This is a genomic window from Pseudocitrobacter sp. RIT415, assembly GCF_003057695.2.
Classification (GTDB): Bacteria; Pseudomonadota; Gammaproteobacteria; order Enterobacterales; family Enterobacteriaceae; genus Pseudocitrobacter; species Pseudocitrobacter faecalis.
Genome location: NZ_QBJC02000005.1, coordinates 43,605 through 62,695 on the forward strand (window position 1 = coordinate 43,605; position 19,091 = coordinate 62,695).

Annotated in this window: 20 protein-coding genes; 9 read left to right on the forward strand and 11 right to left on the reverse strand. The window is 54.8% G+C overall.

Going from position 1 to position 19,091, the window contains the following annotated elements:
• Positions 1 to 379: 379 nt before the first annotated feature.
• Positions 380 to 1,741, forward strand: coding sequence for an MFS transporter (locus DBY68_RS07110; protein WP_108474827.1), 1,362 nt, complete (start codon positions 380 to 382; stop codon positions 1,739 to 1,741).
• 96 nt (positions 1,742 to 1,837) lie between these two features.
• On the opposite strand, the gene DBY68_RS07115 is transcribed toward DBY68_RS07110, so the two are convergent.
• Positions 1,838 to 2,329: a YajQ family cyclic di-GMP-binding protein gene (locus DBY68_RS07115; RefSeq protein WP_108474826.1), complete on the reverse strand. Its 492-nt coding sequence runs from the start codon at positions 2,327 to 2,329 to the stop codon at positions 1,838 to 1,840.
• Between the two features lie 127 nt (positions 2,330 to 2,456).
• Here DBY68_RS07115 and panE point away from each other — a divergent pair, with 127 nt between their 5' ends.
• Both panE and yajL read left to right on the forward strand, forming a co-directional pair.
• Positions 2,457 to 3,368: a 2-dehydropantoate 2-reductase gene (gene panE / locus DBY68_RS07120; RefSeq protein ID WP_108474825.1), complete on the forward strand. Its 912-nt coding sequence runs from the start codon at positions 2,457 to 2,459 to the stop codon at positions 3,366 to 3,368.
• A complete protein-coding gene (gene yajL / locus DBY68_RS07125) occupies positions 3,331 to 3,921 on the forward strand; it encodes a protein deglycase YajL (RefSeq protein WP_108474824.1) in 591 nt (196 codons plus the stop codon). The genes panE and yajL overlap by 38 nt, the downstream gene beginning before the upstream one ends.
• A gap of 298 nt (positions 3,922 to 4,219) precedes the next feature.
• Here yajL and thiI read toward each other — a convergent pair whose 3' ends face one another.
• A complete protein-coding gene (gene thiI, locus DBY68_RS07130) occupies positions 4,220 to 5,668 on the reverse strand; it encodes a tRNA uracil 4-sulfurtransferase ThiI (RefSeq protein WP_108474823.1) in 1,449 nt (482 codons plus the stop codon).
• A 210-nt stretch (positions 5,669 to 5,878) separates the two neighbouring features.
• On the opposite strand from thiI, the gene xseB reads away from it, so the two are divergent.
• Genes xseB through DBY68_RS07150 form a run of 4 tightly spaced genes read left to right on the forward strand, consistent with a single transcriptional unit; the run spans position 5,879 to position 9,934 of the window.
• Positions 5,879 to 6,121 (forward strand): exodeoxyribonuclease VII small subunit, encoded by a 243-nt coding sequence (xseB, locus tag DBY68_RS07135; RefSeq protein WP_108474822.1) that lies wholly within the window; start codon positions 5,879 to 5,881, stop codon positions 6,119 to 6,121.
• Positions 6,122 to 7,021, forward strand: a complete 900-nt coding sequence (gene ispA, locus DBY68_RS07140) for a (2E,6E)-farnesyl diphosphate synthase (protein WP_108474821.1) — start codon at positions 6,122 to 6,124, stop codon at positions 7,019 to 7,021. It begins immediately after the preceding gene.
• Between the two features lie 18 nt (positions 7,022 to 7,039).
• Positions 7,040 to 8,902 carry a 1-deoxy-D-xylulose-5-phosphate synthase gene (dxs, locus tag DBY68_RS07145; protein WP_108474820.1) on the forward strand — a complete coding sequence of 621 codons (1,863 nt, stop codon included), beginning with the start codon at positions 7,040 to 7,042 and terminating at the stop codon, positions 8,900 to 8,902.
• Positions 8,903 to 8,959: 57 nt separating this feature from the next.
• The gene (locus DBY68_RS07150; protein ID WP_108474819.1) at positions 8,960 to 9,934 is read left to right on the forward strand and encodes an aldo/keto reductase; all 975 of its coding nucleotides are present in this window, start codon (positions 8,960 to 8,962) and stop codon (positions 9,932 to 9,934) included.
• Positions 9,935 to 10,061: 127 nt separating this feature from the next.
• On the opposite strand, the gene pgpA is transcribed toward DBY68_RS07150, so the two are convergent.
• The 6 genes from pgpA to nrdR form a co-directional block, all read right to left on the reverse strand.
• Complete coding sequence (gene pgpA / locus DBY68_RS07155; protein WP_233503880.1) at positions 10,062 to 10,565, reverse strand: phosphatidylglycerophosphatase A; 504 nt, start codon at positions 10,563 to 10,565, stop codon at positions 10,062 to 10,064.
• Positions 10,558 to 11,529, reverse strand: a complete 972-nt coding sequence (gene thiL, locus DBY68_RS07160; protein WP_108474817.1) for a thiamine-phosphate kinase — start codon at positions 11,527 to 11,529, stop codon at positions 10,558 to 10,560. The genes pgpA and thiL overlap by 8 nt, the downstream gene beginning before the upstream one ends.
• Positions 11,530 to 11,603: 74 nt before the next feature.
• Positions 11,604 to 12,023 carry a transcription antitermination factor NusB gene (nusB, locus tag DBY68_RS07165; RefSeq protein ID WP_108474816.1) on the reverse strand — a complete coding sequence of 140 codons (420 nt, stop codon included), beginning with the start codon at positions 12,021 to 12,023 and terminating at the stop codon, positions 11,604 to 11,606.
• 21 nt (positions 12,024 to 12,044) lie between these two features.
• A complete protein-coding gene (gene ribE, locus DBY68_RS07170) occupies positions 12,045 to 12,515 on the reverse strand; it encodes a 6,7-dimethyl-8-ribityllumazine synthase (protein ID WP_001021161.1) in 471 nt (156 codons plus the stop codon).
• Between the two features lie 83 nt (positions 12,516 to 12,598).
• Positions 12,599 to 13,702 carry a bifunctional diaminohydroxyphosphoribosylaminopyrimidine deaminase/5-amino-6-(5-phosphoribosylamino)uracil reductase RibD gene (ribD, locus tag DBY68_RS07175; RefSeq protein WP_108474815.1) on the reverse strand — a complete coding sequence of 368 codons (1,104 nt, stop codon included), beginning with the start codon at positions 13,700 to 13,702 and terminating at the stop codon, positions 12,599 to 12,601.
• 3 nt (positions 13,703 to 13,705) lie between these two features.
• Entirely contained in the window at positions 13,706 to 14,155 is a 450-nt protein-coding gene (gene nrdR, locus DBY68_RS07180) for a transcriptional regulator NrdR (RefSeq protein WP_108474814.1), read from the reverse strand.
• A 153-nt stretch (positions 14,156 to 14,308) separates the two neighbouring features.
• On the opposite strand from nrdR, the gene DBY68_RS07185 reads away from it, so the two are divergent.
• Together DBY68_RS07185 and DBY68_RS07190 are read left to right on the forward strand one after the other, a co-directional pair.
• Positions 14,309 to 14,851 (forward strand): DUF3251 domain-containing protein, encoded by a 543-nt coding sequence (locus DBY68_RS07185; protein WP_108474813.1) that lies wholly within the window; start codon positions 14,309 to 14,311, stop codon positions 14,849 to 14,851.
• Positions 14,852 to 15,135: 284 nt separating this feature from the next.
• A complete protein-coding gene (locus DBY68_RS07190) occupies positions 15,136 to 15,990 on the forward strand; it encodes a nucleoside-specific channel-forming protein Tsx (protein ID WP_108474812.1) in 855 nt (284 codons plus the stop codon).
• A 224-nt stretch (positions 15,991 to 16,214) separates the two neighbouring features.
• On the opposite strand, the gene yajD is transcribed toward DBY68_RS07190, so the two are convergent.
• From yajD to secF, 3 genes are all read right to left on the reverse strand, one after another.
• Positions 16,215 to 16,559, reverse strand: a complete 345-nt coding sequence (gene yajD / locus DBY68_RS07195; RefSeq protein WP_108474811.1) for an HNH nuclease YajD — start codon at positions 16,557 to 16,559, stop codon at positions 16,215 to 16,217.
• A 39-nt stretch (positions 16,560 to 16,598) separates the two neighbouring features.
• Positions 16,599 to 17,999, reverse strand: a complete 1,401-nt coding sequence (locus tag DBY68_RS07200; protein ID WP_108474810.1) for a M24 family metallopeptidase — start codon at positions 17,997 to 17,999, stop codon at positions 16,599 to 16,601.
• A gap of 113 nt (positions 18,000 to 18,112) precedes the next feature.
• Positions 18,113 to 19,084: a protein translocase subunit SecF gene (gene secF, locus DBY68_RS07205; RefSeq protein ID WP_015965612.1), complete on the reverse strand. Its 972-nt coding sequence runs from the start codon at positions 19,082 to 19,084 to the stop codon at positions 18,113 to 18,115.
• Positions 19,085 to 19,091: the final 7 nt, after the last annotated feature.

Below are 19,091 nucleotides of genomic sequence, written 5' to 3' on the forward strand. Positions count from 1 at the left end.
CACATGGATGTGGGCTGAGGGCACGGCTTTACAGGGATGTTACCTCGCGCCCGACCCGAAAGCCGTAAGGGATAAGCTGAGGGAACCGCGAAGCGGCGATTTTTCCGCCGGAGCCCGGGGGGGCAGGGGGCGGCGGCGATTGGCCGCCCCCTGCGTGCTCCCTGCGCCAGCACAATTTATATGGCTCGGAGCAAAACAGGAGCGCAACGGGAAGATGCTCTGAAAAATGAATCGGTCCTTAACTGACCCTCAATACCGCACAGGGGCCTTTTTCTATACCGCACAAATAATTCACGAATGTAATATTTGCTCATTAACACTCTGTTTACCCTGCCTGCGCTCCGCACTACACTATGGGGCGATTAATAATGAGGTGGGAATGAACGATTACAAAATGACGCCGGGTGAATTGCGCGCCACCTGGGGTTTAGGGACCGTATTTTCATTGCGTATGCTCGGCATGTTTATGGTCCTGCCGGTTCTGACCACGTACGGTATGGCCCTGCAAGGCGCTAGCGAAGCGCTGATTGGCCTGGCGATTGGTATTTACGGGCTGGCGCAGGCCGTCTTCCAGATCCCCTTTGGTTTACTCTCTGACCGCATTGGCCGCAAACCGCTGATTATTGGCGGGCTGATGATTTTTGTCGCCGGTAGCGTGATTGCCGCGCTGTCAGACTCCATCTGGGGCATTATTCTTGGCCGCGCCTTGCAAGGCTCCGGGGCGATCGCCGCCGCCGTCATGGCGCTGCTTTCCGACCTCACTCGTGAGCAAAACCGCACGAAAGCGATGGCCTTTATTGGCGTGAGCTTCGGTGTTACCTTCGCGATTGCGATGGTATTAGGGCCGATTATTACCCATAAACTGGGCCTGCACGCGCTGTTCTGGATGATCGCCATCCTCGCGTCGCTGGCTATCCTGCTAACACTTTGGGTGGTGCCAAACAGTCATAATCATACGCTCAACCGTGAATCCGGCATGGTGAAAGGCTGCTTTAGCAAAGTGCTGATGGAGCCCAAACTGCTGCGCCTGAACTTCGGCATTATGTGTTTGCACATTCTGTTGATGTCGACCTTTGTCGCCCTGCCAGGACAACTGGAAGCGGCAGGTTTCCCGGCCCCCGAGCACTGGAAAATCTATCTGGTCACCATGCTGGTTTCGTTTATCGCCGTGGTGCCGTTTATTATTTATGCCGAAGTGAAGCGCAAAATGAAGCGCGTCTTCCTGCTGTGTATCGCACTGCTGCTGATTGCTGAGATAGTGCTGTGGGGCTCCGGTAATTATTTCTGGGAACTGGTGGCAGGCGTACAGATTTTCTTCCTCGCCTTCAACCTGATGGAAGCGCTTCTGCCGTCACTTATCAGTAAAGAGTCTCCGGCGGGCTACAAAGGCACGGCGATGGGTATTTACTCCACCAGCCAGTTCCTTGGCGTGGCGATTGGCGGCTCGCTGGGCGGCTGGATTGACGGCTTTTTCGATTCGCAAACGGTGTTTCTGGCAGGCGCATTGCTGGCGACGGTGTGGATGCTGGTGGCCATCACCATGAGTGAACCGGCTTATGTCAGCAGTTTACGCATTGAAATTCCCGACGACGTCGAGGTTGATGAGGCTCTGAAGGCGCGGCTGTTGGCGAAAGAAGGCATTAAAGAGGTGCTGCTGGTAGGCGAAGAGCGCTCGGCTTACGTTAAAATCGACAGCAAAGTGACGAACCGGTTTGAGGTGGAGCAGGCTATCATCGCCTGAGCCTGAAAGGCCCGATAGCGCTTCGCTTATCGGGCCTACAACAGAGCGACACTCCCATAGGCCGGATAACGCGAAGCCGCCATCCGGCATTACAGCTTAATCGCGGAAGTTTTTGAACTGGAACGGCTGGCCTAAATCACCGCCGCGCACCAGCGCCATCACCGCCTGCAAATCATCGCGGGATTTCCCGGTCACGCGAATCTCTTCGCCCTGAATTTGCGTCTGCACTTTCAGCTTGCTGTCTTTAATAAGCTTAACGATTTTCTTCTGAATCGCGCTCTCAATCCCCTGCTTCAGCTTCGCTTCCACAAACCAGGTTTTCCCGCTGTGCACAAACTCTTCCGGCACATCGAGAGACGCCCCTTCAATGCCGCGCTTGAGCAGCTTGGCACGCAGAATATCCAGCAGCTGATTAACCTGGAAATCAGACTCACTCAGCACTTTGATGGTTTTATTCGCATCATTCAGCTCGATTTTCGCTTCTACGCCACGAAAATCGAAACGTGATTCAACTTCACGGGCCGCGTTATCCACGCCGTTGCGAGCTTCCTGAAGATCAACTTCAGAGACAATATCGAAAGATGGCATCTTTTCCTCTCCCTCAGTGACTTTTGCGTTGCATAATACCTGCAACGCGGCATAACTCAACTTGTTATCCCCGAAAGCTTAGCGCCCGAAGCTATAATTTGGGTGTCAACGCCGTTCAGGAGGCAGTGTGAAAATTACAGTACTAGGATGTGGCGCGCTGGGCCAGCTATGGCTCACGGCGTTATATAAAAAAGGATTTGATGTTCAGGGCTGGCTTCGCGTCCCCCAGCCTTACTGTAGCGTAAATCTGCTTGAGCTGGATGGCACGGTATTTAATCAGTCCGTTACCGCCAACGACCCCGACTTTCTGGCGCACAGCGATCTTTTGCTGGTAACACTTAAAGCCTGGCAGGTCTCCGACGCGGTAAAAGCGCTGGCGAAGAAGCTGCCGGCAACATCCCCTATTTTGCTTATCCATAATGGCATGGGCACCGTCGAAGAATTGAACGACGTTACGCAGCCGCTGCTGCTGGGCGCAACCACGCAGGCCGCCCGCCGTGACGGCAACATCATCATCCATGTCGCCAACGGCACCACCCATATTGGCCCGGCCAAACACTACGATCGCGATTACAGCCATCTGGCGGTTACCCTGCAGGACGTTCTGCCCGATGTCGCCTGGCACGATAACATCCACTCGGCGATGTGGCGCAAGCTGGCGGTCAACTGTGTGATCAACCCATTGACCGCGCTGATGAACTGCCCGAACGGAGAACTGAGCCAACATTTACCGCAGGTTGAGCTTATTTGCGCGGAAGTCGCGCACACCATGGCGCGGGAAGGCATTCATACTTCGACGGAAAATCTGCTATTTTACGTCACCCAGGTGATTGAACGCACAGGAGAAAATATCTCCTCCATGCTTCAGGATGTACGGGCGCTGCGACACACGGAAATCGACTATATCACCGGTTACCTGCTCCGACGCGCCCGCGCCCACGGTCTTAGCCTGCCGGAAAACACCCGCCTGTATGAACAGATTAAACGTAAGGAGAGTGAATATGAGCGCGTCGGCACTGATTTGCCTCGCACCTGGTAGTGAAGAGACGGAAGCCGTCACCACGATCGACCTGCTGGTTCGCGGCGGCATTAACGTCACCACGGCAAGCGTCGCCAGCGATGGCAACCTGACCATCGTCTGCTCGCGCGGCGTGAAGCTGCTGGCCGATGCCCCGCTGGTGGAAGTCGCCGATGGCGATTACGACATCATCATCCTGCCGGGCGGCATCAAAGGCGCAGAATGCTTCCGCGATAGCCCACTGTTGGTTGAAACCGTGCGTCAGTTCCATCTCTCCGGGCGGATTGTCGCCGCGATTTGCGCCGCTCCTGCCACGGTACTGGTCCCGCACAATCTCTTCCCCATCGGCAACATGACCGGCTTCCCGACGCTGAAAGACCAGATCCCGGAAGATCAGTGGATGGACCGACGCGTCGCGTGGGATCCGCGCGTAAACCTGCTCACCAGCCAGGGGCCAGGCACGTCGATTGATTTTGGCCTGAAGATTATCGACCTGCTGGTTGGGCGTGAGAAAGCCCACGAAGTCGCGTCACAACTGGTGATGGCCGCGGGAATCTATAACTACTACGAGTAACGCGTTTGAAATGCCCGATGGCCTGGGTATCTTGTCGGTCGTATAAGACGCAGCCGTCATCCGACAACCGCAGTCGTAAAAAAACCTCGCATCGCGAGGTTTCAGATTGCTGATAAAGTGCACTTTGTTCTTGCCGGATGCGGCGTAAACGCCTTATCCGGCCTACAAAATAGCGCAAATTCAATATATTGCAGAAACCTTGTAGGCCTGATAAGCGTAGCGCATCAGGCAATGCTGCGTTTGTCATCAGTCTCAAACCTCGCATCGCGAGGTTTTTTCTTCAGCAACAACCATGCACTTACGGGCGATAAACCTTCACATTGGCAAAGCCCTGCTCGCGCAGGTACAGCGCCTGCAGGCGGCTCATCACACCGCGCTCGCACCACAGCAGATAAGTTTTGCTCTGGTCGAGGTTGCCGAACTGGGTGCTCAGCTTGTAGAACGGCAGTGAAGCGATTTCCACGCCTTCCATTTTCAGCGGTTTGTCATCCTGCTCATCAACGGAACGAATATCCAGGATCACATCGTTGTCGCCAAAGCCGCTAACGGTTTCAACTTCCACCACGTCCTGCGCGGTTTGCTGCGCAATTTCGCGGATGTCGAGATTGTTGGCATTCGCCACCACGTCATCGAGAATGCTGAAATCAAAGTGCTCTTCTTCCGCTTCGATTTTCGCCTTCACCGCCTTGATGGTCGGGCTTTTCGAGATCACGCCGCAATATTCCGGCATGGTGCGCGCGAAGTCTTCAGTGCCAATTTCACGCGCCAGATTGATGATGTGCTCTTTATCGTGGGAGATCAGCGGGCGCAGAATCAACGTGTCGGAGACGTTATCAATCAAACGCAGGTTGGTCAGCGTCTGGCTGGAAACCTGGCCCAGCGCTTCACCGGTGACCAGCGCCTGTACGCCGTAGCGTTCAGCCACTTTCGATGCCGCACGCACCATCATGCGTTTCAGCACCACGCCCATCTGGCCATCGTCGATTTTCTCAAGGATTTCGCCAACCACGGGTTCAAAGTTGATTGCGACGAAACGCACGCGGTGAGAGCTGCCGAAGCGGTTCCACAGATAATGCGCCACCTGACGAACGCCGATTTCGTGCGCCGCGCCACCGAGGTTAAAGAAGCAGTAATGGACGCGACAGCCGCGACGCATCAGCATGTAGCTGGAAACACCGGAGTCAAAACCGCCGGAAATCAGCGATAGCACATCTTCCTGAGTGCCGATTGGGAAACCGCCGATACCTTCATAACGGCCTTTGACCAGCAGCAGGCGATCGTTTTCGATTTCCAGGTTAACGGTGACGTCCGGGTTAGTCAGCTTCACTTTCGCGGATTCAACGTGCTGATTCAGGCCGCCGCCGACATAGCGTTCGATCTCAATCGAGGTGAATTCGTGTTTACCACGACGTTTCACGCGTACGCAGAAGGTTTTGCCTTCAATTTGATCGCGATACTGCACCAGCGCTTTTTCGAAGATATCGTGCAGCGAGGTGAACGGTACATCTTCAACCTCAAGAATATGGTGGATGCCCGGGATGCGGGTCAGGGCGTCACGGATATCCAGACGCTGATTTTCATCTTTCGCGCGGACTTCGATGTGATCCCAGTGACGAACAACGGCGAGCGTCTCGTCATAATGCTTTAGAACGTTACGAATGTTCCCGGTTAAAATTTTAATAAAGCGCAACCGCACAGATTGGCTTTTGATGGTGATTTCCGGGAACAATTTAATGATAAACTTCATGGCGGCAATGGTTCGTTGGCAAGCCCGATGCGGGCTGTAGGTAAAATTTGTACTGCAGCGCACCGGGGTACCTGCATCCAGGTCGCGGAGTATACCATCTTCGTGGTTAAGCTGCGCGCTTTCCCATATACCATTGTGTGTTATTTGATTCAGGGCGCGACTGGGCTACCATAGTCGCCATCGCGATATAAAAAGAGCTGATCATTCACTATGCCAAAGAAAAATGAAGCCCCGGCCAGTTTCGAAACTGCACTCACTGAACTGGAGCAGATCGTTAATCGTCTCGAAAGCGGCGATCTTCCGCTGGAAGAGGCACTGAACGAGTTCGAGCGCGGCGTGCAACTGGCGCGTCAGGGGCAGGCCAAACTGCAACAGGCGGAACAACGCGTGCAGATCCTGCTGGCCGATAACGACAATGCCTCTCTGACCCCTTTCACGCCGGACAATGAATAAATGGATTTTTCGCAGCAGCTAAATGCCTGCGTCGAACACGCCAACAGCGCGTTGCGGCGTTTTATTGAGCCTCAGCCCTTTCAGAACACTCCGCTGGTTGAAGCGATGCAGTATGGCGCACTATTAGGGGGTAAACGCCTGCGCCCGTTCCTGGTGTACGCGACCGGGAAAATGTTTGGCGTCGATCAGATCACGCTGGACGCCCCCGCTGCCGCCGTCGAGTGCATTCACGCTTATTCGCTGATGCATGACGATCTTCCGGCAATGGACGATGACGATCTGCGTCGCGGCCAGCCAACCTGCCACATTAAATTTGGCGAAGCGAACGCAATTCTGGCCGGTGACGCCCTGCAAACGCTGGCGTTTTCTATACTGAGTGATGCGCCGATGACCCATGTGTCGGATCGCGATCGTCTGGCGATGGTTTCCGAACTGGCTCAGGCCAGCGGCGTCGCCGGAATGTGCGGCGGTCAGGCGCTGGATCTCGATGCTGAAGGTAAGCATGTTGATCTCGCAGCGCTTGAGCGTATTCATCGTCATAAAACCGGTGCGTTGATTCGCGCCGCTGTGCGTTTAGGTGCATTGAGCGCGGGCGAGAAAGGCCGCAGCGCCCTGCCACTGCTGGATAAGTACGCTGAATGTATTGGCCTGGCATTCCAGGTTCAGGATGACATTCTGGATGTGGTGGGCGATACTGCGACCCTCGGCAAGCGCCAGGGTGCCGATCAGCAATTAGGCAAAAGCACCTATCCCGCACTGCTGGGCCTTGAGCAAGCCCGCACTAAAGCCCGTGACCTTATTGAAGAGGCCCGTCAGTCGTTAACTGAACTGGCCGCACAGTCACTGGATACTACTGCACTGGAAGCGCTGGCGAACTACATCATCCTGCGCGACAAATAAACAATAAATGAGTCTCTGATGAGTTTTGATATTGCCAAATACCCGACCCTGGCGTTGGTCGATTCCACTCAGGAGTTGCGCCTGCTGCCAAAAGAGAGCCTGCCGAAGCTGTGCGATGAACTGCGTCGTTATCTGCTCGACAGCGTGAGCCGTTCCAGCGGACACTTCGCCTCCGGGCTTGGCACGGTGGAGCTCACCGTGGCGCTGCACTATGTCTACAACACGCCGTTCGATCAGCTGATTTGGGACGTGGGTCATCAGGCCTATCCGCATAAAATTCTGACCGGACGCCGCGACAAGATTGGCACCATTCGTCAGAAAGGCGGCCTGCACCCGTTCCCGTGGCGCGGTGAGAGTGAATATGACGTATTAAGCGTCGGCCACTCCTCGACCTCCATTTCTGCCGGGATCGGCATCGCTGTCGCCGCCGCGCGTGAAGAGAAACAGCGCCGTACCGTCTGCGTGATTGGCGATGGCGCAATCACCGCAGGCATGGCCTTTGAAGCGATGAACCACGCGGGCGATATCAAACCAGACATGCTGGTCGTGCTAAACGACAACGAGATGTCGATTTCCGAGAATGTGGGCGCGCTGAATAACCATCTGGCGCAACTGCTTTCCGGCAAGCTCTACTCTTCTCTGCGCGAAGGTGGAAAAAAAGTGTTCTCCGGCGTGCCGCCGATTAAAGAACTGCTCAAGCGTACAGAAGAACATATCAAAGGCATGGTCGTGCCAGGCACGCTGTTTGAAGAGCTGGGCTTTAACTACATCGGCCCGGTCGACGGCCACGATGTGCTCGGTCTGGTCAATACGCTGAAAAACATGCGCGACCTGAAAGGCCCGCAGTTCCTGCACATCATGACCAAAAAAGGGCGCGGCTATGAGCCCGCCGAAAAAGATCCTATTACCTTCCATGCGGTGCCGAAATTTGACCATACCAGCGGGAAATTACCGAAGAGCAGCGGCGGCCTGCCCTCTTATTCCAAAATTTTCGGCGACTGGCTGTGTGAAACAGCGGCTAAAGATCGCAAGTTAATGGCGGTCACGCCTGCCATGCGCGAAGGCTCCGGCATGGTCGAATTTTCGAAAAAATTCCCTGACCAGTATTTTGACGTGGCGATTGCCGAACAGCACGCGGTGACCTTTGCCGCAGGCCTGGCGATTGGTGGCAACAAGCCGATTGTGGCAATTTACTCCACCTTCCTGCAACGCGCTTACGACCAGGTAATCCACGATGTGGCTATCCAGAAGCTGCCGGTGATGTTCGCCATTGACCGCGCGGGGATTGTCGGTGCTGACGGGCAGACGCATCAGGGCGCATTCGATCTCTCGTTCCTGCGCTGCATCCCTGAAATGGTCATCATGACGCCGAGCGATGAAAATGAATGCCGCCAGATGCTGTATACCGGCTATCACTACAACGATGGCCCGAGCGCGGTGCGCTACCCGCGCGGATGCGGTACCGGCGCAGAACTTCAGCCGCTGGAGCAACTGCCGCTCGGCAAAGGCGTGGTGAAACGTCAGGGCGAGAAAATCGCCATTCTGAACTTCGGTACGCTGTTACCTGAAGCCGCAACGGTCGCCGAAAAACTCAACGCCACGCTGGTAGATATGCGCTTTGTGAAACCGCTCGATGAAAGCCTGATTCTTGAGATGGCAGCGCAGCACGACGTGCTGGTTACGCTTGAAGAGAACGCCATCATGGGCGGTGCAGGCAGCGGCGTGAACGAGGTGCTGATGGCGCATCGTCAGGCCGTACCGGTGCTTAACCTTGGCCTGCCTGATTTCTTCATCCCGCAAGGCACTCAGGAAGAGATCCGCGCCGACCTTGGTCTGGACGCGGCAGGCATTGAAGCGAAAATCGCGAGCTGGCTGGCATAACCCTCCTCTCCGCTCCTGCTATGCTTAAAGGCAAACCTTAAAAGCAGGAGCGGAACCATGCAATACAACCTCTTAGGACACACCGACCTTCGGGTTTCCCGTCTTTGCCTGGGCTGCATGACCTTTGGCGAACCGGACCGGGGCAAACACGCCTGGACCCTACCCGAAGAGAGCAGCCGCCCTATTATTCAACGCGCCCTTGAAGGCGGCATTAATTTCTTCGATACCGCAAACAGCTATTCCGACGGCAGCAGCGAAGAGATTGTGGGGCGCGCCCTGCGTGATTTCGCTCGCCGTGAAGACGTTGTGGTCGCGACCAAGGTGTATCATCAGGTCGGCGACCTGGCGGAAGGGCTTTCCCGCGCACAAATTCTGCGCTCCATCGATGACAGCCTGAAACGCCTGGGAATGGAGTACGTCGACCTGCTGCAAATTCACCGCTGGGATTACAACACGCCGATTGAGGAAACGCTGGAGGCGCTGAACGATGTGGTCAAAGCCGGGAAAGCGCGTTATATCGGCGCATCGTCGATGCACGCACGCCAGTTTGCTCATGCGCTGGCGCTACAAAAACAGCACGGCTGGGCACCGTTTGTCACCATGCAGGATCACTACAATCTGATTTATCGTGAAGAAGAGAATGAGATGCTGCCGCTGTGCAACCGTGAAGGTGTGGCGGTGATCCCCTGGAGCCCACTGGCGCGGGGGCGCTTAACCCGCCCGTGGGGCGAAACGACAGCGCGTTTGGTGTCCGATGAATTTGGCAACACGCTCTACAGCACCACCGAAGAGAATGATGCGCAAATTGCCGACCGACTGGCGCACGTGGCGGACGATCTTGGCGCCACCCGTGCGCAGACTGCGCTGGCGTGGTTGTTAAGCAAACCGGGCGTGGCGGCACCGATTATCGGGACATCGCGGGAAGAGCAGTTAGATGAGTTGTTGAACGCGGTAGATTTAACGCTGAAGCCAGAGCACATTGCGGAGCTGGAAACGCCGTATAAGCCGCATCCGGTGGTGGGGTTTAAGTAAGGCCCCCCTCACCCCGGCCCTCTCCCACAGGGAGAGGGTGAAAACCAGAGCAGGTCTTGAATATATCCGCGGTCGGTTCCCTCTCCCTGTGGGAGAGGGTTAGGGTGAGGGGCCCCCCCACGCAATCCTAAATTATCCCAATCGGCCAATGATGCCCGATAAAATACAATATCCCCGCCGAAATCACCCCGGCGACGATGTCATCGACCATAATCCCCATGCCGCCGTGCACGTTGCGGTCGAACCAGCGAATCGGCCAGGGTTTCCACATATCGAGAATACGGAAAATCACAAACCCGGCGGCGACCCACTGCCAGTCCATCGTCGGCAGTGCCATCAAGGTAATCCACATACCGACGAACTCATCCCACACGATGCTGCCGTGGTCGTGAACGCCCATGTCTTTTGCCGTCTGGTGGCACAGGTAGACACCGATACAGATGCTCAGCATTACCACCAGCGAATAGAGCTGCCAGGGCAGGAAGGTCATCAGATACCAGAACGGAATCGCTGCCAGCGAGCCCATCGTGCCGGGGACAATCGGGCTTAAGCCGCTACCGAAACCAACCGCCAGCAGGTGCCAGGGGTTGCGTAAATTGAGGCGGCTTTTCGCCACGTCTTTGCTAGCCAAAGTGATCAAATCCTTTATGGTCGAACGTCACGACGTCGCCGCCGCGCTGAAAATGCATGCCGTCTACGTCAGCGCTCATCTGGCCGATGCAGGTAAACGGCACGCCAAGATGGCCCAGTGCCACATCCAGCGCACCACGGTTGAGTTCCGGTACGGTGAAGCACAGTTCGTAATCTTCTCCGCCGGAAAGCGCCCAGCGCATTGCCTGTTCGCCGTCAACGTGACGCTGCATCGCTTCAGAATACGGGAGTGCATCCAGGTCAATGCGCGCGCCGCATTCGCTGGCTTTAAGAATATGACCGAGGTCAGAAACCAGGCCGTCGGAAAGATCGATCGCCGAACTGGCGAGGTCGCGCAATGCCTGCCCTTGTAGAATACGCGGCGTCGGACGCAGGTGGCGTTGAACCAGATACGCGCTGTCCGTTTCGTCGCTCACCGTCAGGCGGTTCTGTAGAATCGCCAGCCCGGCAGCGCTGTCGCCCGGCGTACCGGTGACGTAAATCCAGTCGCCCGGTTTTGCGCCCGAGCGCTTCAGCGCCCGGCCGACAGGCACGTAGCCGTGAATACCCAGGGTCATGGAGAGCGGGCCTTTGGTGGTGTCGCCGCCAATCAACTGCATATCGTAGTAATCGAGTTGTTCGAACAGACTATCGCTGAAGGCTTGTAGCCAGGCTTCATCTACCGACGGCAAGGTCAGGGCCAGCGTCAGCCATGCCGGGTCTGCGCCCATCGCCGCGAGATCGCTGACGTTCACGGCCAGCGCTTTATACGCCAGATCGGCAGGATCGATATCAGGAAGAAAATGAATGCCGGACACTAAAGTGTCGGTGCTGATTGCCAGGGTTTGTTTTTCGGGAAGATTGAGCAACGCGCAGTCGTCGCCGATTCCGGTTTCAACATCAAAGCGGGCGCTTTTTACGCGGTCAAAATAACGGGCAATCAGGGAAAATTCGCCGCATGCCATACGTTATGCCTCTGCAGAAGAATAAAACAAGGCCGGGGAACACGGTATCAACCGCATTCGCACCGGCCTGCAGATTACTTTTTCTTGGGGCGGATTGCCGGAGCTGCTTTATCCAGCACGCCATTGACAAACTTGTGGCTGTCTTCAGCGCCAAAGGTTTTTGCCAGTTCGATAGCTTCGTTGATGGCCACTTTATACGGCACATCATCACGTTTAGACAGTTCGAACAGCGCGATACGCAGCACCGCTTTTTCTACCTGACCCAGCTCATCGAGCAGACGGGACAGGTAAGGTTTCATCAATCCATCGAGGTACGCGCTGTTAGTCGCCACCCCGGACAGCAGTTCACGGAAGTACATTACGTCTACATCTTTGACGTCCTGTTCCGCCAGGAACTGGTATTCAACATCGGCGATGTCGTTCTGGGACAACTGCCAGGAGTAAAGCGCCTGAACGGCACACTCACGGGCACGGCGACGAGCAGCAGGTTTCACGGAATTCCCCTTACAAAAAAATCAGGCCTTAATGGCTTTCAATACATTAATCATCTCAAGCGCGGTCAGTGCAGCTTCTGCACCTTTGTTACCGGCTTTGGTGCCAGCGCGTTCGATGGCTTGTTCAATACTTTCAGTGGTGAGAACACCAAAGGCTACCGGGATTTCGCTGTCCTGAGCGACGTGCGCCAGGCCATTGCTCGCCCCGCCAGCGACATATTCGAAGTGTGCAGTACCGCCACGGATAACCGTACCCAGTGCAATCACCGCGTCATATTTACCGGTTTTTGCCAGTGCGCCAGCCGCCAGTGGCAGTTCATAAGCGCCAGGCACCCAAACAACGGTAATGTTTTCATCTTTGACCTGACCAATGCGTTTCAGGGCGTCGATCGCACCTTCCAGCAGGCTGTCGTTGATAAAGTTGTTGAAACGCGCAATGGTGATGGCGACGCGAGCGTCCGGGGTAGCAACGTTAGCTTCAATAATGTTCATACTCTTCCTTTGGGTTCATTTGCCCCGCAGGGGGGCGGATTTTATCATAATATTCTGTGCGCTGCTTCCCTTTTCAGGAGGCATTACGCGTTCGTCAAATGCAGGCAAATGTCCGGGCCTACATGGCGTATCTCGTTGAATTTGAAATGGGGGGCGTCGGCCAGTTTCTCAAGCCCCGGCAGAACACATAATCCGCGCGCATCGCTGCCTAATAGTTTAGGCGCTACGTAAACAATAAGCTCGTCGACCAAACCCGCCTGAATCAGCGCGCCAGCAAGCGTCGGCCCGGCTTCTACCCAGATGCTGTTTATCTGCTGTTTGCCAAGCTGCATCATCAGCAAAACCAGATCCACATGGCCGTTGTGTTCCGGCGTGATGATCGATTTTACATGCTCTGACCAGCTGCGTTCGTCGTTTTGCGTACGGGCAAACCAGGTTTCGCCAGGCTGCTGAACGATGCGGTGCTCCGGCGTGACGCGGTTGTGGCTATCGACAACAATACGTACCGGCTGGCGCAGGTTTTCCTCTGTATATAGCGCCTGCGTCTCCGCGCCCAGCTCATGCCAACGCACGGTTAACGCCGGGTCATCGGCCAGGACGGTGGCACTACTGGTGAGAATTGCGTGGCTTTCTGCGCGCAAACGCTGCACATCGCGACGGGCCTGCGGCGAGGTAATCCACTGACTTTCGCCACTCGCCATCGCGGTACGCCCGTCCAGCGACGCGCCAAGTTTAAGCTGAACATACGGAAAGCCTGTACGCATGCGCTTCAGGAAGCCCTTATTCAACGCTTCCGCTTCACTCATCATCAGACCGTGGCTGACGTCAATACCCGCCTGTTGCAGGCGATAAAGCCCGCGTCCGGCCACCTGCGGATTCGGATCCTGCATAGCGGCTACCACGCGGGAAACACCTGCGGCAATCAACGCATCGCAGCATGGCGGCGTGCGACCGTGATGGCTGCAAGGTTCGAGCGTCACATAGGCCGTCGCCCCTTTGGCTTTTTCGCCCGCCATCCGCAACGCGTGAACTTCCGCGTGCGGCTCTCCGGCGCGGTAGTGAAAACCTTCACCAACGATTTCGCCCTGATTGACAATGACGCAACCGACGCGGGGGTTAGGATGAGTGGTGAAGCGACCACGCGCGGCAAGTTTCAGCGCGCGCGCCATGTACATTTCGTCGTGCATAGCTTAGTCCTGTAGACGAGCGATCTCTTCGCCGAATTCTTTGATGTCTTCAAAGCTGCGATAAACAGAGGCGAAACGGATGTAAGCGACTTTATCGAGCTTTTTCAGCTGTTCCATCACCAGATTGCCGAGCAATTTGCTCGGCACTTCACGCTCCCCTGTAGCACGCAGGTGCGATTTAATGTGATTAATCGCCATCTCAACGTCATCGGCACTGACGGGACGCTTTTCCAGCGCTTTTAGCATGCCACTACGCAGCTTGTCTTCGTTGAACGGTTCGCGCACATCATTACTTTTAACGACGCGCGGCATCACCAGTTCAGCCACTTCAAACGTGGTGAAACGTTCGTTGCAAACCAGGCATTGCCGACGACGGCGGACGGAGGAGCCCTCGCCAACCAGACGAGAGTCGATCACTTTGGTATCTACGGCGAGACAGAATGGGCAGTGCATACATCGTCCTGACTATGAGGTGGTAACTGAAACCTATTTTACCCTGATATGGCTCGACAACAAAGGAAGAGCGTTTTTGAGACAATGGATCGATGCCAGAATCTTTTTTGCGATCTACCATTACGTGATCCCGACCATAAGGAAACAGACATAATGACAAGACGTTACCTAAGAATTGCCGTACTGGGAAGCCTCTTTAGCCTGACTGCCTGCGCACAGCAAGCCGAGGTTCGTCAGATGCACGAAAGTATCAGTACGCTCAACCAGGAAATGACCAAACTGAACAAGGAAACGGTGAAGATCACCCAGCAGAACGCGCTAAACGCCAAATCTGCCAGCGGTGTTTACATCATTCCGGGTTCTAATACCCCTGCCCTGCTGAAGAGCCAGATAGGTACGCTGCGCATGTCTTTGCGCAACATCGCGCCAAATGCGCAGGGTACAGCGGTGACCCTGCGTATTCAGGGCGAGTCTAACGACGCGCTACCGGCATTCAGCGGTACGGTAGAATACGGGCAGATTCAGGGTACTACCGACAATTTCCAGGAAGTTAACGTGCAGAATCAGCTCATTAACGCGCCAGCCAGTATTCTTGCGCCCAGCGATGTCGATATTCCGCTACAGCTGAATGGCATCACGCCAGATCAACTCGGTTTTGTTCGCGTTCACGATATTCAGCCGGCTACCGTTCAGTAAGTCACGCCTTGCGCCAGACGCACCTGGCGCATTCACTCCCCCCTTTTTTTCATTCACTACTTTTCTAATCAGATTGGCAATCATTGATGTGACAGGTACAATCGCCGCCGTTTAATCTACGCAAACGTGAACGCAATCGATTACGTAGATGAAAAATGTGTGACCCGTAACTGATTTTTGTGAGCAATGATTCTTATAATAGGCACGCAGAAATACGAAACATTTTGTAAAGCTTCGACGCTTACTTTCATTCCCGTTTGGGATTTTTTATCAGTGGCAAACATATGAAAAAAACATTATTAGCAGCCGGTGCTTTCGTAGCACTCTCCGCGTCTTTCACTGCCAGTGCAGCAGAAAATGACAAACCACAGTATCTTTCCGACTGGTGGCATCAGAGCGTCAACGTGGTAGGGAGCTACCATACCCGTTTCGGGCCGACACTGCGTAACGACACCTATCTGGAATATGAAGCGTTCGCTAAAAAAGACTGGTTTGATTTCTACGGTTACGTCGATGCACCGCGTTTCTTCGGCGGCGACAGCAACTCCCGTGGGATCTGGAACCACGGTTCCCCGCTGTTTATGGAAATCGAGCCACGTTTCTCTATCGACAAGCTGACCAACACCGATCTGAGCTTTGGCCCGTTCAAAGAGTGGTATTTCGCGAATAACTATATCTACGATATGGGTCGCAACAGCGAAGGCCGTCAGAGCACCTGGTATATGGGTCTGGGTACCGATATCGATACTGGCCTGCCGATGGGGCTGTCTCTGAACGTGTATGCCAAATATCAGTGGCAAAACTATGGCGCATCCAACGAAAACGAGTGGGATGGCTATCGTTTCAAAATCAAATACTTCGTTCCGATTACTGACCTGTGGGGCGGTAAGCTGAGCTACATCGGCTTTACCAACTTCGACTGGGGTTCAGACCTGGGCGACGATCAGTACCGTACCAGCAACTCTATCGCTTCCAGCCATATTCTGGCGCTGAACTACGATCACTGGCATTACTCGGTCGTTGCGCGTTACTTCCACAACGGTGGTCAGTGGAAAGATGGTGACGAGCCGGTCTGGCAGGCTGAGCCGATTAAATCCAACGGCTTCGGCTGGTACCTGGTGGCGGGTTACAACTTCTAATCAGAAAAAAGCACCGAACGTTCTCAACGTCGGTGCTTGAGACTGGTAATAAACTCAACATTGCCTGATGCGCTGCGCTTATCAGGCCTACAACGTCACTGCAATATATTGAATTTGAAATATTTTGTAGGCCGGATAAGGCGTTTGCGCCGCATCCGGCAAGAACAACGCGCACGTTGTCAGCTATCTGAAGCACCGAACGCTCCAACGTCGGTGCTTTTTTATTACTTCTTATTCATCATTGCTTTCAGATCGGCGAACGGGTTGTACTTCGCTTCGCCGACGTCTTTCTGGGCGTCTTCCCCGGCAATCACCGTCGTGCCGTATTGATCGGCCTCGGTGTATTTCGAATGTTCGTGATCGTGACAGAACAGGCACAATAGCTCCCAGTTGCTGCCATCTTCCGGGTTATTGGTGTGGTCGTGATCCATGTGATGAACCGTTAACTCACGCAGATTTGAGTAAACAAACTCGCGCGAGCAACGCCCGCAGACCCACGGAAACAGTTTCAGTGCTTTTTCGCGGTAGCCGTTTTCCAGCCTCGCGTAGTTTTTAGGGATGATGGCCATAGTTGCTCAGTTCTTAAATTAAGGATTGCAGATAGTTTATCACTCAGTACACACCAACGCTCGCGTTGGGTCGAGCAACCATGGGCGTAAATACCCCACCGTATTTGAGAACGGCAACACCTCGTCCGGCAGGCTGATGCCTAAATGCTCTTTGATGTAATGACGCCGCATTAACACGCGGTTCCAGAGTTCAGGATAGGCCTGTGCGAGTTCGTCTCGCAGCGTTTTATCCGCCAGCGCGATGGTGTCTTCAATACTCGCTCCGGCGTAACCTGCACGCGATGGGATAATGTCGATTTGCAACAGCATACCGCTGCGCAGCGGTGCAGCAGAGTTCGGGCCAATTGGCGAGCACAGCCACTCTTCATCCGCCACCAGATGTCCCGGATTGAGGTGCCAGTGGTATTCGGATTTCGGCAATACCTGTTCAATCAGCGCATACATCTCACCGCCCAACATACCGGGGCGAATGTGGGTGAGCCAGGTCGCAACGGCGTGATAGTAGGGCTTCGCTACCACGTCGAGATAATCTGCCACCTCCGGTGCCAGCTCGCTTTCATCGGCCACCACATACGCGGCGCGGCTGCTCAGACCGCCTTTGTAACTGGTAGTGAGCGAGAACTTATCACCACGCTGTATGCGTTTGTCGCCAGGATAAAGATTGGCATTGGCGAAACGATCGCCGGTTGCAGCAATCATCACCACATTATTCGGCTGCCCTTGTGCTGCCAGCAGTGCGCCAATCTCTTTTTCAGTTTTGCCCGGCGCGATGGCGTTCAGTGCATCAAGGATCGCTGTTGAGGCCAGATTTGCGCCGTACTCGTAGTGAGCCAGTTCATTAGCGTTGTTGACCGTGCGCGCACCGTGCTCTGGCGAGATAAATATCCCGGTGGCATTGCATAACGTGGCATCCGGCCCTGCCGCCTGACGAATCGCATCTACGATAAAACACGGGAGATCAAACATTTTCCAGGCGTCATCTTGTGCGCCAGTAAACAGTTTCCAGCCTACCAGCCCATAGTTTTTTCCGGCAACAATCCCGGCATTTTGCAGCACCTCCGGCAGGGATTGTTGATTATCCATCGGCTGGTTAGGCAGAGAAAACCACGGGGCGTGAACTACGCGGTTTTCCAGCCGCGCATGGGCCGCCAGCTTCAGGTTTTCATTGCCGAGCACCAGCACGGCGTCGCCCTCGCTATGCAAAACCAGCAGCGCCTCTTCAAAACGTGGAATAAACCCGGTGAGGTACTCAAAGTTACCGCCATGCTCTTTGTCGGCATATATCACCAACGTGTCCAGCCCGCGGGATGCCATTCCGGCCAGTACTTTGGCTTTACGCTCACGCAGGGTGTCATCGCTTAAAGTAACGGAGGGAAGATGATGCCAGACGGCTGGCTGCGGTACGGTTTGCAGAGAAAGGGATTCAAAAGTGATGGTCACTGGCGTTACTCCATGTCAAAGGCCATCCACGGAGAGTAACGAATATTGGCAGGGCTGTAATAAAAAAATCCCGGCCTTGCGACCGGGATTCCGATTCTGAAGAGAAAGTCGTCTTACGGCAGAATTGACGGTTGATCCGCCCCTTCTTTCTCGACTTTCTGCTGCAGCATGTGCTCGCGCTTCATACCCAGTTTCAGCGCCAGTGCAGACGCAACATAGATAGAAGAAGCCGTACCGATAGAGACACCAATCAGCATGGTCAGTGAGAAGCCTTCCAGTACCGGACCACCAAAGAGGTACAGCATCAGAATAACCACTAATGTCGTACCGGAAGTGATCAACGTACGGTGCAGCGTCTGGGTCAGTGACACGTTAAAGATTTCGTAAGGCGTCCCGCGACGAATTTTGCGGAAGTTTTCACGAATACGGTCAGATACCACGATGCTATCGTTCAACGAGTAACCGATAACCGACATCAACGATGCCACGATAGTCAGGTCAATCTCGATATGGAATAACGACAGGATCCCAAGCGTAATGATAACGTCGTGCGCCAGTGAGATAACCACACCCGCCGCCAGTCGCCACTCGAAGCGGAAACCGACATAAACGAGGATGGAGATCAGCGCCACGATCAGCGCCATTGCCCCGGTTTGCGCAAGGTCTGCCCCCACGCTCGGCCCAACGAACTCGATACGTTTCACCGCCGCGTTCTGATTGGTGGATTCGTTAATCACCTTCAGAACCTGGCTCCCCAGCACCTGGCCGCCATTTTCGCCTTCAGTCGGCGGCATACGGACCATGATGTCGTGGCTGCTACCGAAGTTCTGCAGTTGAGGCTCTTCAAAGCCCGCCTTCTGCAGCGCTTCGCGCATCACGTCAATTTCAGCCGGTTTTTCCAGCGTAATTTCGATTACCGTACCACCGGTGAAATCGAGTCCCCAGTTGAAGCCGCGCACGCCCATGATGACGATGGCAGCTACCAACAGCAGGCCAGAGATGCCGAAAGCCCAGTAATCCCAGCGCATAAAGTCATAGACTTTACGGCCATGGTTCAATTGTTCAACAGTATATTCCTGTGCCACAACGCAC

Bases quoted from the DNA above. Each gene is read 5' to 3' on its own strand.
- ribE (WP_001021161.1), bottom strand. From the start codon at position 12,515: ATGAACATTATTGAAGCTAACGTTGCTACCCCGGACGCTCGCGTCGCC.
- yajL (WP_108474824.1), top strand. From the start codon at position 3,331: ATGAGCGCGTCGGCACTGATTTGCCTCGCACCTGGTAGTGAAGAGACG.
- DBY68_RS07150 (WP_108474819.1), top strand. From the start codon at position 8,960: ATGCAATACAACCTCTTAGGACACACCGACCTTCGGGTTTCCCGTCTT.
- DBY68_RS07185 (WP_108474813.1), top strand. From the start codon at position 14,309: ATGACAAGACGTTACCTAAGAATTGCCGTACTGGGAAGCCTCTTTAGC.
- nrdR (WP_108474814.1), bottom strand. From the start codon at position 14,155: ATGCACTGCCCATTCTGTCTCGCCGTAGATACCAAAGTGATCGACTCT.
- dxs (WP_108474820.1), top strand. From the start codon at position 7,040: ATGAGTTTTGATATTGCCAAATACCCGACCCTGGCGTTGGTCGATTCC.
- xseB (WP_108474822.1), top strand. From the start codon at position 5,879: ATGCCAAAGAAAAATGAAGCCCCGGCCAGTTTCGAAACTGCACTCACT.
- ribD (WP_108474815.1), bottom strand. From the start codon at position 13,702: ATGCACGACGAAATGTACATGGCGCGCGCGCTGAAACTTGCCGCGCGT.
- DBY68_RS07190 (WP_108474812.1), top strand. From the start codon at position 15,136: ATGAAAAAAACATTATTAGCAGCCGGTGCTTTCGTAGCACTCTCCGCG.
- DBY68_RS07115 (WP_108474826.1), bottom strand. From the start codon at position 2,329: ATGCCATCTTTCGATATTGTCTCTGAAGTTGATCTTCAGGAAGCTCGC.
- DBY68_RS07110 (WP_108474827.1), top strand. From the start codon at position 380: ATGAACGATTACAAAATGACGCCGGGTGAATTGCGCGCCACCTGGGGT.
- thiI (WP_108474823.1), bottom strand. From the start codon at position 5,668: ATGAAGTTTATCATTAAATTGTTCCCGGAAATCACCATCAAAAGCCAA.
- ispA (WP_108474821.1), top strand. From the start codon at position 6,122: ATGGATTTTTCGCAGCAGCTAAATGCCTGCGTCGAACACGCCAACAGC.
- thiL (WP_108474817.1), bottom strand. From the start codon at position 11,529: ATGGCATGCGGCGAATTTTCCCTGATTGCCCGTTATTTTGACCGCGTA.
- yajD (WP_108474811.1), bottom strand. From the start codon at position 16,559: ATGGCCATCATCCCTAAAAACTACGCGAGGCTGGAAAACGGCTACCGC.